We start from the raw sequence: 12249 nt of genomic DNA, 5'->3' as shown, positions 1-12249 counted from the left end.
CCGAGGTGACGTCCAGAAGAGTAGCAGCCACGCCGCGGCAGGCGCTCGTCGGGGTGGCGTGGCCGCATCTCCGCCGGTCAGCCCGTCGGGGCGGCACGCTCCGGCTCCGGGTCGGGGAGCCGGTAGCGGTAGAAGGACGGCACCAGCGCGATCGACACCGCGAGCAGCACGACGACCAGCACGCCCCCGGCAGCGGCGGTGACCGCCGTACCGAGGCTGGCGGCCGCACCGCCGTGGACGACGTCCGCGATCCGGGGACCTCCCACCACGACGACGATGAACACGCCCTGGAGCCGTCCGCGGACGGCATCGGACGCCGCGCCCATGAGCATGCTGTTGCGGAAGGCGGAGGACGACATGTCCGCCGCGCCACCGATCACCAGCATCGAGACGGAGACGACCAGCATCGCGCTGCGCGCGTGGGGAGCCAGCCCGACGGCACCCCCGAAGCCGGCCATGGCGACTCCCCAGATCGTGATCGCGACGACGACCGCGCGCCCCTGCCGCCGTACCCGGGAGACCCAGCCGGACAGAACGCCGCCGAGCACCGCCCCCGCCGGGATGGCCGCGAACAGCAGGGCGAAGGCGAGCCCCCCGCCGACGGGGCCGCCGAAGCTCTCGTGCGCCACCTGCGGGAAGAGCGCCCGCGGCATCCCGAAGACCATGGCGATGATGTCGACGACGAAGCTCATCAGCAGCACCGGATGGCCACGGAGGTAGCCGAACCCGTCGAGCACCGCCGACAGGCCGGGCGGCCCGCCGGCGACACCCTCGATCGGCATTGCGGGCAGCCGGATCACCGCCCACAACGTCGCGAACAGGGTGACGGTGTCCACCAGGTAGAGCGCCGAGAAGCCGAGCACCGGGATCAGGGCTCCCCCGACCATCGGCCCGGCGATCGCACCGGCCTGGGACACCGTCATGTTCAGGGCGTTCGCGGCCGGGAGCTGCTCCAGGGGCAGCAGCCGTGGCAGGACCGCGCTGCGGGTGGGCTGGTTGACCGCGAAGAAGGACTGCTGCACCGCGAAGAGGACCAGCAGCAGCCAGACGTTGTCGGCGTGGAAGGCGGCCTGGGCCCAGAAGGCGGCGCTGGTCACGATCAGCCCGGCGGTGGTGACCTGGAGGATGCTCCGCCGGTCCATGACGTCCGCGAGCGCGCCGCCCCAGAGGCCGAAGACCACCAGGGGCACCAGACCGAAGATGCCGGTCAGCCCCACGTACGCCGACGACCCGGTGATCGCGTAGATCTGGGCCGGGACAGCGACCACCGTCAGCTGGGCGCCGACCACGGTCACGATGTTGGCCGACCAGAGACGCCGGTAGGCCGGGTTGGCCAGCGGGCGGGTGTCCGCGATCAGGCCCCGGAGCTGCACGTGGCGACCCTACGACGCGGAGGTACGACGTACGGCGGGGCGGTAGGTGCTGACAGTCGGGTCGCCGGCGACCCAGAAGCGCCACGGTCGGTCGGACGCGTGACGCAGGCCGACCCGCGGACCGGTCAGCACCTCGCGCACCGGCCCCGTCGCCAACGTGAGGGTGAGCGGCGCCTCGGTCAGGTCGTGGCCGTTGGCCTCGCCCGCGATGCCCAGGGCCTGGCACAGGCGCGCCGGACCACGGGCGAGGTCACGGTCCTGGCGTGCTGCCGGCCGCCGGGACCGGGCGAGCTCGAGACCCTCGGTGACCTCGCCGGCCCGGAGCAGCACGGCGCCGGCTGTCCCGTCCGGCCCGCACACCACGTTGCAGCAGTAGTGCATGCCGTAGGTGAAGTAGACGTACAGGCGCCCCGCCGGGCCGAACATCACCGCGTTGCGCCGCGTGGGTCCGCGGAAGGCGTGCGATCCCGGGTCGCCGGAGCCGTCGTACGCCTCGACCTCGGTGATCCGGCAGGAGACCTCGCCGTGGCGCAGGACGCTGCCCAGGAGCCGCGGTGCGGCGTCCAGCACCGGGCCGGAGAGCACGTCACGCAGGTCAGCCGAGGGCGGCACGGGCGGACCGCAGGCGATCGTGGAGCTCGGCGAGCTGCTCGCGGACCCGCTCGGGGGCTGTCCCTCCCCGGCCGCGGCGCGAGGCCACCGAACCCTCCACCGTGAGGACCTCGCGGACGTCGGGCGTCAGGTGTGCCGAGATCCGTGCCAGCTCCCCGTCGTCGAGGTCGGGCAGGTCGACGCCGAGCTCCTCGCAGCGTCGTACACAGGCGCCGGCGAGCTCGTGCGCCTCCCGGAAGGGCACGCCGCGGCGTACCAGCCACTCCGCGACGTCGGTCGCCAGCGAGAAGCCCTGGGGCGCGAGCTGGGTCATCCGGGCGGAGTCCACCGACATCGTGGCCACCATCCCCGTCATCGCGGGGAGGACGACCAGCAGGGTGTCGACCGAGTCGAAGACCGGCTCCTTGTCCTCCTGGAGATCGCGGTTGTAGGCCAGGGGCAGGCCCTTGAGGGTCGCCAGCAGACCCGTCAGGTTGCCGATCAGCCGCCCCGACTTGCCGCGCGCGAGCTCGGCGATGTCGGGGTTCTTCTTCTGCGGCATGATGCTCGAGCCGGTCGACCAGGCGTCGTCGAGCCGGATGAAGCCGAACTCCGCGGTCGACCACAGCACGATCTCCTCGGCCAGGCGGCTGACGTCGATGCCGGACATCGCCGCCACGAACGCGAACTCGGCGACGAAGTCGCGAGCCGCCGTGCCGTCGATCGAGTTGGGACTCGAGTCGGTGAAGCCGAGCTCCCGGGCGACGGCGCGCGGATCCAGGTCGAGGCTCGAGCCGGCCAGGGCACCCGAGCCGTACGGCGAGTCCGCCGCCACGCGGGCGTCCCAGTCGCGCAGCCGGTCGACATCGCGTACCAGCGGCCAGGCGTGGGCCAGCAGGTGATGGGCCAGCAGCACCGGCTGAGCGTGCTGCAGGTGGGTGCGGCCGGGCATCACCACGTCGAGGTGGTCGCGCGCCTGGGTGGCGAGGGCCTCGGCGAGGTCGAGCAGCCGGGCCGCGACGGCGACGCCCTGGTCGCGGAGGTAGGCCTTGAACAGGGTCGCCACCTGGTCGTTGCGCGAGCGGCCGGCGCGCAGGCGGCCGCCCACGTCGGGCCCGACCCGCTCGATCAGGAGCCGCTCGAGGGCGCCGTGGACGTCCTCGTCCGACGGGTCCGGCTGCAGTGACCCCTCGTCGTACGACGTGAGGAGGGTGGCGAGCCCCTCGAGGAGCGAGCCGTGGTCGTCGTCGGTCAGCAACCCGGCCGTGTGCAGGGCGTTGGCGTGGGCGCGGCTGCCGGCAAGGTCGTAGGGCACCAGGCGCCAGTCGAAGTGGGTGGACCGCGAGAGCGCCTCGAGCTCCGGCGACGGCCCGCCTGCGAACCGCCCTCCCCAGAGCTTGCCCTCGTTGGTGCTGCTCATCGGCCACCACCCGCAGCCTCGACGGCGCTGGACAGGACCTCGGGCAGGTCTGGCCACATCAAGCGGCCGTCGAGGGCGGCCTGCTGCGGGGTGAGCCACCGTGCCTCGAGGACGTTGCCGATCTCCTCGGGCTCGAGGTGCTCGAAGGTGATCGTCCGGTCCGGCCGGAGCGACAGCGCGAACACAGTGGAGTCCGCGAGATAGTGCACGCCGTTCCAGCTGAACTCCGTCACGCGCTGGTGAAAGGGCGGGGTCAGGTCCGCGGCGTCCACGACGATGCCGGTCTCCTCGCACAGCTCGCGGACCGCCGCGTCGGGGAGGGTCTCCCCCGGGTTGGCGGCACCGCCGATCGTGCCCCAGTAGGGCTCGTCGGCGCGGCTCGGGTCGCGCTCCAGCAGGAGCAGGCACGCCCCTTCCGGGCTCACCGGGACCACGCGGGCCGTCGTACGACGGATGGGCTCGGGCACGGGGACCTTCCTATCAGTCGTTTGTCCGCCAGTCGTCACCTGCCGACTCGGCGTGGATCTGGTGTCTCTTTGCGCCGACTCGGCGTGGATCTGGTGTCTCTTTGCGCCGACTCGGCGGGCTCTGGGTGTCTCTTTGCGCCGAGTGAGCGCTAGTCCGTGCCCACCTCCATCGCGGCGTGGTCGAGGGCGGAGTCGCGTTCGTCGCCCTCGGCGGCCGGGTTGCGGGCGATCCGGTCCGCTCCCCCGGCCGGCAGGGCGCCGAGCAGGTGGCCGTGCTCGACGAGCACCTGGCCCTCGTCGAGCGGCTGGGTGGCGTAGAGCTCCAGCTTGCTGCGCGAGTCGGCGATGTCGAGGTTGCGCATCGTGAGCTGGCCGATCCGGTCGGTGGGGCCGAAGGCGGCCGACTCCACGCGCTCCATCGACAGCTTGTCGGGGTGGTAGGAGAAGGCCGGCCCGTCGCTGCGCAGGATCGTGTAGTCCTCGCCGCGGCGCAGCCGCAGGGTGACCTCGCCGGTGACCAGCGAGGCGATCCAGCGCTGGATCGACTCCCGCAGCATCAGCGCCTGCGGGTCGAGCCAGCGACCCTCGTAGAGCAGCCGCCCGAGCCGGCGGCCCTCGAAGTGGAAGGTCTCCAGCGTGTCCTCGTTGTGGACGGCGTTGAGCAGCCGCTCGTAGGCGATCCAGAGCAGGGCCATGCCGGGCGCCTCGTAGATCCCCCGCGACTTGGCCTCGATGATCCGGTTCTCGATCTGGTCGGACATCCCCAGCCCGTGTCGCCCACCGATCTCGTTGGCGGCGTGCACCAGGCGCACCGCGCCGTCCGGGCCGTCGTACGACGTGCCGTTGAGGGCCACCGGGCGGCCGCGCTCGAAGCGGACCGTGACGTCCTCGGGCTCGATCACGACGGCGGGGTCCCAGAACTTCACGCCCATGATCGGCTCGACGGTCTCCAGCGAGACGTCGAGGTGCTCCAGCGTCTTGGCCTCGTGGGTCGCGCCCCAGATGTTGGCATCGGTGGAGTAGGCCTTGGCGGTGCTGTCGCGGTAGGGCAGGCCGCGGGCAGCGAGCCACTCGCTCATCTCGTGCCGCCCGCCGAGCTCGGCGACGAAGTCCGCGTCGAGCCACGGCTTGTAGATCAGCAGGTCGGGGTTAGCCAGGAGGCCGTAGCGGTAGAACCGCTCGATGTCGTTGCCCTTGAACGTCGAGCCGTCGCCCCAGATGTCGACGCCGTCCTCGTGCATGGCGCGGACCAGCATCGTGCCGGTGACCGCGCGTCCCAGCGGAGTGGTGTTGAAGTAGGCCCGACCGGCCGAGCGCACATGGAAGGCACCGCAGGCCAGCGCCGCCAGCCCTTCCTCGACCAAGGGGCCCTTGCAGTCGACGAGCCGGGCGAGTTCGGCGCCGTACTCGAAGGCGCGGCTCGGCACGCTGTCGATGTCGGGCTCGTCGTACTGCCCGATGTCGGCGGTGTAGGTGCACGGAACGGCGCCCTTGGCGCGCATCCAGGCGACCGCCACCGACGTGTCCAGCCCGCCGGAGAAGGCGATGCCGACGCGTCGGCCGACGGGCAGGGAGGTGAGGACCTTGCTCACAGCTGGGGGTTCCTTCGATTGGGATGTGTGGTCTCGACGTCGCTCGACCACCGGGTGGTTGCTCGACCATCGAGCTCCGGGACGGGGTCAGGGCGCGGCCTGGTCGGCCTGCGCCAGGAGTCGTCGGGCCAGGTCGTCTCCCCCGGACGGCTCCCGGGAGATCACCAGGACGGTGTCGTCGCCGGCGATGGTGCCGAGGATCTCGGGGTACTCCACCTTGTCGAGCGCCGACGCCAGGAACTGCGCAGCACCCGGCGGGGTCCGCAGCACCACGAGGTTGGCGCTCGCTTCCGCGCTGACCAGCAGCTCGGCGAGGAGCCGGCCGAGCCGGTGGCCCGAGGCAGCGGTCTCCCCCGGTACGGCGGGGCGACGGTCGCCGCCCTCGGCCGGGACGGCGTACACCAGCGCACCGGACTGCGTCCGGACCCGGACGGCGTCGAGCTCGACCAGGTCGCGCGACAACGTGGCCTGGGTGATCCGGGTGCCCTGGGCCACCAGCAGCTCCAGCAGCTCGGGCTGGGAGCGGACCTCGTGGCCGGCCAGCAGCTCGACGATCAGGCGGTGCCGGGCGTTCTTGGTGCCGGGGCGGCGCTGCGCTCCGGCGGCGGAGTCCGTCGCCGGTCGAGTCTCCGAGCCGCTCACGGGGCCACCTCCAGGAGCCAGGTGATGATCGCCTTCTGCACGTGCCGGCGGTTCTCGGCCTCGTCCCACACGACGCTCTGCGGACCGTCCAGCACGTCGCTGTCGATCTCCTTGCCCCGGTAGGCGGGCAGGCAGTGCAGGACGATGGCGCCGGGGGCGGCGTGCGCGAGCAGCTCCGCGGTGACGGTGTAGGCCCCGAAGGCAGCCAGCCGCGCCGCAGCCTCGTCCTCGCGGCCCATCGAGACCCAGGTGTCGGTGACCACGACGTCGGCGCCGCCGACGGCTGCGACCGGGTCGGTCATCACCTCGGCCGAGCCGCCGGTGCCGGCGGCGATCTCGCGGGCCCGGGCGACGTACTGCTCCTCGGGCTGGTGCCCCTCGGGCGCGGCGATCCGGACGTGCAGCCCGGCCGTCGTCCCGGCCAGGAGCCAGGAGTTGCCCATGTTGCAGGCGCCGTCCCCGACGAAGGCCACGGTCAGTCCGGTCAGCTCGCCCTTGTGCTCGCGGATCGTGAGCAGGTCGGCGAGCAGCTGGCAGGGATGGAACTCGTCGGTGAGGGCGTTGATCACGGGAACGCCGGCGTGCTCGGCCATCTCCTCGAGCGCGGACTGCGCAAACGTGCGCCACACGATCACCGAGGCCTGCCGCCCGAGCACCCGGGCCACGTCGGCCACCGACTCGCGCTTGCCGATGCCGGCCAGCGAGCCGTCCACCATCATCGGGTTGCCACCGAGCTCGGCGATGCCGGCCGCGAACGACGCCTGCGTGCGCAGGGTGGGCTTGTCGTAGATCGTGGCGACCGTGCGTGGTCCGGCGAGGCAGCGGGAGTCGTACGGCGATCGCTTGAGCGTCGCCGCGAGGCTGAGCACCTCCCCCAGCTCCGACGGCGAGAGGTCGTCGTCACGCAGGAAATGACGGGTCATGAGGCTGGCTCCTGTCTCGGCGGTCAGGCCGCGGCGGCGTCGTCGAGGATCCCGGACCAGGCCGCCCGGAACGCCTCGGCCTCATCGTGGCCGACGACGAGCGGCGGGGCCAGCCTCACGGTCCGCGCGCCGGTCGCGTTGATCAGGAAGCCGTGCGAGCGCGCGGCGGTCACGACCGCGGGCGCGTCCACCGTCAGGTCCAGCCCGATCAGGAGCCCGCGGCCGCGCACGGCAGTGACCCGGGGGTCGGCGGACAGCCCGGACCGCAGCTCTGAGCCCAGGTCGGTGACGTGCTCCAGGAGCCCGTCGGCCTCGATCGTGTCGAGCACCGCGAGCGCGGCGGCGCAGGCCACCGGGTTGCCACCGAACGTCGTCCCGTGGTGGCCGGGCTGGAGCAGCGAGCCGGCCGCGCCGAGCCCGATGCAGGCCCCGATCGGGATCCCGCCGCCGAGCCCCTTGGCCAGGGTGACCACGTCGGGCTCGACCCCGGGGTCGGTCGCCGCCGCGAACCACTCACCGGTCCGGCCGATCCCGGTCTGGACCTCGTCGAGCCAGAGCAGGGCCCCGTGCTCGCGGGTGATCCGGCGGGCATCGGACAGGTAGCCATCGGGGGGTACGACGACACCAGCCTCGCCCTGGATCGGCTCGAGGACGACCGCCGCCGTGTCGCCGGTGACGGCCGCGGCCAGCGCCGCGGAGTCGCCGTACGGCACGAAGGTGACGCCACCGGGCAGGGGCTCGAAGGGCTCGCGGTAGGCCGCCTTCGCGGTCAGCGAGAGGGCGCCCATGGTGCGGCCGTGGAACGAGCCCTCGGCCGCGACGACGTGGGTGCGGCCGGTCCGCCGGGTCAGCTTGAGCGCCGCCTCGTTGGCCTCGGCTCCGGAGTTGGTGAAGAACACCCGGCCCCGGCCGCTGCCCGGAGCGACCTCCTCGACCTCGGAATCGGGGGGGCCGATGAGGTCGAGGAGGCGCTCGGCCAGGCGGATCTGGGGCTCGCTGGCGAAGAAGTTGGAGACGTGGCCGAGGGTCGAGAGCTGACGGGTGACGGCTTCCACGACCGCCGGGTGGCCGTGGCCGAGGGCGTTGACGGCGATCCCGCCGAGCAGGTCGACGTACTCCGTGCCGTCCTCGTCCCAGACGTGGGCGCCCTTGCCGTGCGTGAGGACCAGCTGCGGCGGGCCGAAGGTGTTCATCAGCGCAGCGGCGTACCGCTCCTGGCTGGTCCTGGGGCTGGCGGGGTGGGTGCTCATGAGCGGGCCTTCCGGATCCGGGTGGCGACGCCGGGCAGCACCTGGGTGCCCACGCCTTCGTCGGTGAACAGCTCGAGGAGTACGGCGTGCGGCTCGCGGCCGTCGACCACGGTCGCCCGCGGCACTCCACCCTGCACGGCCTGAAGACAGGCGCCCATCTTGGGCACCATCCCGGACGCCAGCGAGGGCATCAGCTCGGCCAGCGACTCGGGGCTGATCTCGCCGATCACGTCGTCGCTGTCGGGCCAGTCGCGGTAGAGGCCCTCGACGTCGGTGAGCACGAGCAGCTTCTCGGCGCCGAGGGCGACCGCGAGCGCCGCGGCGGCGGTGTCGGCGTTGACGTTGTGGACCACGCCGGCCTCGTCGGGGGCGACGCTCGAGATCACCGGGATCCGGCCGGCCTCGACCAGGTCGAGCACCGCCTCGGGCCGGACCCTCGCGACCTCGCCCACGAGGCCGAGGTCGACCTCCTCGCCGTCGACGATCGTGTTGGTGCGCTTGGCGGTGAACAGGCCCGCGTCCTCGCCGCTGAGTCCGACCGCCAGGGGGCCGTGCTCGTTGACCAGCCCGACCAGCTCCCGCTGGACCTGACCGACCAGCACCATCCGGACCACGTCCATCGCCGGCGGGGTCGTGACCCGCAGGCCGCCCTTGAACTCCGACTCGATGCCGAGCCGGTCGAGCATCGCCGAGATCTGCGGCCCGCCGCCGTGCACCACCACGGGCTTGAAGCCGGCGAAGCGGAGGAACGCGATGTCCTCGGCGAACGCCCGCTTGAGGGTGTCGTCGGTCATCGCGTTGCCGCCGTACTTCACCACGACGACCTTGCCGTGGTAGCGCTTGAGCCAGGGCAGCGCACCGGCCAGCGTCCGGGCCTTCTGCTGGGCTCGTTCCTGGGCCTCCTGCTCCTCGGTCATGAGCTGTACGCGCTGTTCTCGTGGACGTAGGCGTGCGTCAGGTCGTTGGTCCAGACCGTGGCCCGCGCGTCGCCGGACTTGAGGTCGACGGTGACGGTCACCTCGCGCGGTGCCAGGTCGACGGTCGCGGGGTCCGCGGCCGGCGCCGACTGCCGGCAGACCCACACGCCGTTCATCGCGACGTCGAGGTCGGCGGGGTCGAAGGCGGCGCGGGTGGTGCCGATGCTGGCCAGGACCCGACCCCAGTTGGGGTCGTTGCCGAAGACCGCCGCCTTGAACAGGTTGCTGCGCGCGATCGAGCGGGCGACCTCGACGGCGTCGTCCTCGGTCGCGGCGTGCAGCACGGTGATCGCGATCTCGTGGTCGGCCCCCTCGGCGTCGGCCAGCAGCTGCATCGCGAGGTCGGTGCAGGCGCGGGTGAGCGCCTCGGTGAAGTCCGGCAGCGTCGGGGCGATGCCGCTGGCGCCGCTGGCCATCAGCGTGACCGTGTCGTTGGTCGACATGCAGCCGTCGGAGTCGAGCCGGTCGAAGCTGACCCGGGTGGCGGCGCGGAGCGCGGTGTCGAGGTCGGCTGCCGGGACCTCGGCGTCGGTGGTCAGCACGACGAGCATGGTGGCCAGCTGCGGAGCGAGCATCCCGGCACCCTTGGCCATCCCGGCGACGCTCCAGCCGGCGCCCTCGACGACCACCTGCTTGGGCACCGAGTCGGTGGTCATGATCGCGCGGGCTGCGTCGTCCCCCCCGCTGCCCGGGCCAAGCGCGCCGTACGCCTGGTCGACGCCGGCCAGGACCTGCGCCCGGTCGTTGGACAGGCCGATCAGGCCGGTCGAGCAGACGACGACGTCGATCGCGCCGATGCCGAGGTGCCCGGCGACCTGCTCGGCGACCGCATGGGTGGTGGCGAAGCCGTCGGGGCCGGTGTAGCAGTTGGCGCCGCCGGAGTTGAGGACGACCGCCCGGACGACGCCGTCCTTGACGACCTCCCGGCTCCACAGCACAGGGTTGGCCAGGCAGCGGTTGGCAGTGAAGACGCTCGCCGAGGCGTACGACGGTCCGTCGTTGACGACCAGGGCGACGTCCCGGGCGCCGGTGCTCTTCAGCCCGGCGGCCACGCCGGCGGCCCGGAAGCCCTGGGGGGCGGTGACGCTCACGGCGCCACCCCCACGGTGGTCAGGCCGAGGGTCTCGTCGAGACCGAGAGCGAGGTTCATCGACTGGATCGCTCCCCCGGCCGTGCCCTTGGCCAGGTTGTCGATCGCACCGACGGCGACCAGGCGACCGGCGGCGGTGTCCACGGTCACCTGGAGGTGGCAGGCGTTGCTCCCGTGCACCGCCTTGGTCTGCGGCCACTGCCCCTCGGGGAGCACGGTCACGAACGGCTCGGCGGCGTAGGCCTTCAGGTAGGTCTCGCGCACCTCGTCGTACGACGTGCCCGCGGCCAGCGGCGCGGAGCAGGTCGCCAGGATCCCCCGCGGCATCGGCACCAGCAGCGGGGTGAAGCTGACCGTGACGGTGGCGTCGGTCAGATGGCCGAGGTTCTGGACGATCTCGGGCGTGTGCCGGTGCCCGCCGCCGACGCCGTACGCCGACGCGTTGCCCATCACCTCGCTCCCGAGCAGGTGAGGCTTGGCCGCCTTGCCGGCCCCGCTGGTGCCGGACGCTGCGACCACCACGACGTCGGGGGTGACCAGTCCGGCCGCGACGGCGGGGGCGAGGGCCAGGGTGGAGACCGTGGGATAGCACCCCGGTACGGCGATCCGGCGGGTCGCGCGCAGCTGTTCGCGCTGGCCCGGCAGCTCGGGGAGGCCGTAGGGCCAGGTGCCGGCGTGGGCGCCGCCGTAGAACTGCTCCCAGCGGGCGGCGTCCTCGAGCCGGAAGTCGGCTCCGCAGTCCACGACCAGCACGTCCTCGGGCAGCGACTCCGCCAGCGCAGCCGACTGCCCGTGCGGGAGCGCCAGGAAGACCACGTCGTGGCCGGCCAGCACCGCGGCCGTGGTCGGTGCGAGCACCCGGTCCCCGAGGGGGGTCAGGTGCGGCTGGAGCGGGCCCAGGGTCTCGCCCGCGTTGCCGCCGGCGGTCACGGCCCCGATCTCGACCAGGGGGTGCTGGAGCAGGAGGCGCAGCACCTCCCCGCCCGCGTAGCCGCTGGCGCCGGCGACGGCGACCCGGATCTGAGCATCCATATGTATGAGCATACATGACAGTGCATGTTCATGCTCGTTGTGGTCGCCGGATGCGCTGGTCGGTGGGGCTCGCTAGGTTCGGGGGATGACCCGTCTCGACCACACGACGTACCTCCAGCACATCGAGGCAGAGTCGCGGAAGTTCCGCGACACCCTGGCCGACTGCGACCCCGCGGCCCCCGTGCCGAGCTGCCCCGAGTGGCGCGCCGACGACCTGCTGTGGCACCTCGGCGAGGTCCAGCACTGGTGGACCTGGATGGTGCAGCACCGGCCCCAGGGACCCGACGAGTACCCCGAGCCCGAGCGGCCCGCCGACCACGCTGCGCTCCTGTCGTTCTACGACGAGCAGTACGCCGCGCTGGTGGGCGCGCTCGCCGACGCCGACCCCTCGGAGGCCGCCTGGACCTGGCACCCCGATCACAAGAACGTCGCCTTCATCTTCCGCCGCCAGGCGCACGAGGCGCTGATCCACCGACGCGACGCGGAGCTGACCGCACACACCGTCACGCCGTTCCCGGCCGACCTGGCCGCCGACGGGGTCGACGAGGTGCTCGACGTGATGTACGGCGGTTGCCCGCCCTGGGGAGAGTTCTCCGGGCTCCCCCACTACGTGCGGGTGGACCTGACCGACACCGGTGACAGCGTGTGGGTCCAGCTCGGCCGTTTCCACGGCACCGACCCCGAGGGCATCGCGCACGACGAGGACGACCTCCACGTCGTGACCGACCCGGGGGTCGAGCCGGACGCCGTGATCAGCGGCACGGCGGAGGCGCTCGACGCACGGCTCTGGCGGCGGGCCGACGGAGCCGACATCCACCTCGCCGGCGACCTGGGCATCGTCGACCGGTTCCGGGCGGTCGTCCACCAGCCGATCAACTAGTCGGACGCCGCC

Annotated in this window: 12 protein-coding genes; 1 reads left to right on the top strand and 11 read right to left on the bottom strand. The window is 72.7% G+C overall.

What is annotated here, in order from left to right:
- Window positions 1-77: 77 nt before the first annotated feature.
- The 11 genes from E3N83_RS04295 to argC form a co-directional block, all read right to left on the bottom strand.
- A complete protein-coding gene (locus E3N83_RS04295) occupies window positions 78-1373 on the bottom strand; it encodes an MFS transporter (RefSeq protein WP_151082131.1) in 1296 nt (431 codons plus the stop codon).
- Window positions 1374-1382: 9 nt separating this feature from the next.
- Window positions 1383-1985, bottom strand: a complete 603-nt coding sequence (locus E3N83_RS04290; protein WP_151082130.1) for a DNA-3-methyladenine glycosylase — start codon at window positions 1983-1985, stop codon at window positions 1383-1385.
- Window positions 1969-3384, bottom strand: a complete 1416-nt coding sequence (argH, locus tag E3N83_RS04285) for an argininosuccinate lyase (protein ID WP_151082129.1) — start codon at window positions 3382-3384, stop codon at window positions 1969-1971. Before argH ends, E3N83_RS04290 begins: the two co-directional genes overlap by 17 nt.
- Window positions 3381-3851, bottom strand: coding sequence for an NUDIX domain-containing protein (locus E3N83_RS04280; RefSeq protein ID WP_191907937.1), 471 nt, complete (start codon window positions 3849-3851; stop codon window positions 3381-3383). The genes argH and E3N83_RS04280 overlap by 4 nt, the downstream gene beginning before the upstream one ends.
- Before the next feature lie 149 nt (window positions 3852-4000).
- On the bottom strand, window positions 4001-5443 hold the full coding sequence (gene argG, locus E3N83_RS04275; RefSeq protein ID WP_151082128.1) for an argininosuccinate synthase: 1443 nt from the start codon (window positions 5441-5443) through the stop codon (window positions 4001-4003).
- 87 nt (window positions 5444-5530) lie between these two features.
- Window positions 5531-6085 (bottom strand): arginine repressor, encoded by a 555-nt coding sequence (locus E3N83_RS04270; protein WP_151082127.1) that lies wholly within the window; start codon window positions 6083-6085, stop codon window positions 5531-5533.
- Window positions 6082-7008, bottom strand: coding sequence for an ornithine carbamoyltransferase (gene argF / locus E3N83_RS04265; RefSeq protein WP_151082126.1), 927 nt, complete (start codon window positions 7006-7008; stop codon window positions 6082-6084). Before argF ends, E3N83_RS04270 begins: the two co-directional genes overlap by 4 nt.
- A 23-nt stretch (window positions 7009-7031) precedes the next feature.
- A complete protein-coding gene (locus E3N83_RS04260; RefSeq protein WP_151082125.1) occupies window positions 7032-8258 on the bottom strand; it encodes an acetylornithine transaminase in 1227 nt (408 codons plus the stop codon).
- The gene (argB, locus tag E3N83_RS04255) at window positions 8255-9175 is read right to left on the bottom strand and encodes an acetylglutamate kinase (protein WP_151082124.1); all 921 of its coding nucleotides are present in this window, start codon (window positions 9173-9175) and stop codon (window positions 8255-8257) included. The genes E3N83_RS04260 and argB overlap by 4 nt, the downstream gene beginning before the upstream one ends.
- Window positions 9172-10326 (bottom strand): bifunctional glutamate N-acetyltransferase/amino-acid acetyltransferase ArgJ, encoded by a 1155-nt coding sequence (argJ, locus tag E3N83_RS04250; protein WP_151082123.1) that lies wholly within the window; start codon window positions 10324-10326, stop codon window positions 9172-9174. Before argJ ends, argB begins: the two co-directional genes overlap by 4 nt.
- Window positions 10323-11357 (bottom strand): N-acetyl-gamma-glutamyl-phosphate reductase, encoded by a 1035-nt coding sequence (argC, locus tag E3N83_RS04245; protein ID WP_238343063.1) that lies wholly within the window; start codon window positions 11355-11357, stop codon window positions 10323-10325. Before argC ends, argJ begins: the two co-directional genes overlap by 4 nt.
- Window positions 11358-11442: 85 nt before the next feature.
- Here argC and E3N83_RS04240 point away from each other — a divergent pair, with 85 nt between their 5' ends.
- On the top strand, window positions 11443-12237 hold the full coding sequence (locus E3N83_RS04240) for a maleylpyruvate isomerase family mycothiol-dependent enzyme (protein ID WP_151082121.1): 795 nt from the start codon (window positions 11443-11445) through the stop codon (window positions 12235-12237).
- Window positions 12238-12249: the final 12 nt, after the last annotated feature.

Source organism: Nocardioides cynanchi (assembly GCF_008761635.1).
In the GTDB taxonomy this organism is placed as follows: Bacteria; Actinomycetota; Actinomycetes; order Propionibacteriales; family Nocardioidaceae; genus Nocardioides; species Nocardioides cynanchi.
Note: the sequence above shows the minus strand (reverse complement) of the source record. Positions and strands in the feature narration are given on the sequence as shown.

Bases quoted from the DNA above. Each gene is read 5' to 3' on its own strand.
- argH (WP_151082129.1), bottom strand. From the start codon at position 3,384: ATGAGCAGCACCAACGAGGGCAAGCTCTGGGGAGGGCGGTTCGCAGGC.
- argB (WP_151082124.1), bottom strand. From the start codon at position 9,175: ATGACCGAGGAGCAGGAGGCCCAGGAACGAGCCCAGCAGAAGGCCCGG.
- E3N83_RS04240 (WP_151082121.1), top strand. From the start codon at position 11,443: ATGACCCGTCTCGACCACACGACGTACCTCCAGCACATCGAGGCAGAG.
- E3N83_RS04260 (WP_151082125.1), bottom strand. From the start codon at position 8,258: ATGAGCACCCACCCCGCCAGCCCCAGGACCAGCCAGGAGCGGTACGCC.
- argC (WP_238343063.1), bottom strand. From the start codon at position 11,357: ATGGATGCTCAGATCCGGGTCGCCGTCGCCGGCGCCAGCGGCTACGCG.
- argF (WP_151082126.1), bottom strand. From the start codon at position 7,008: ATGACCCGTCATTTCCTGCGTGACGACGACCTCTCGCCGTCGGAGCTG.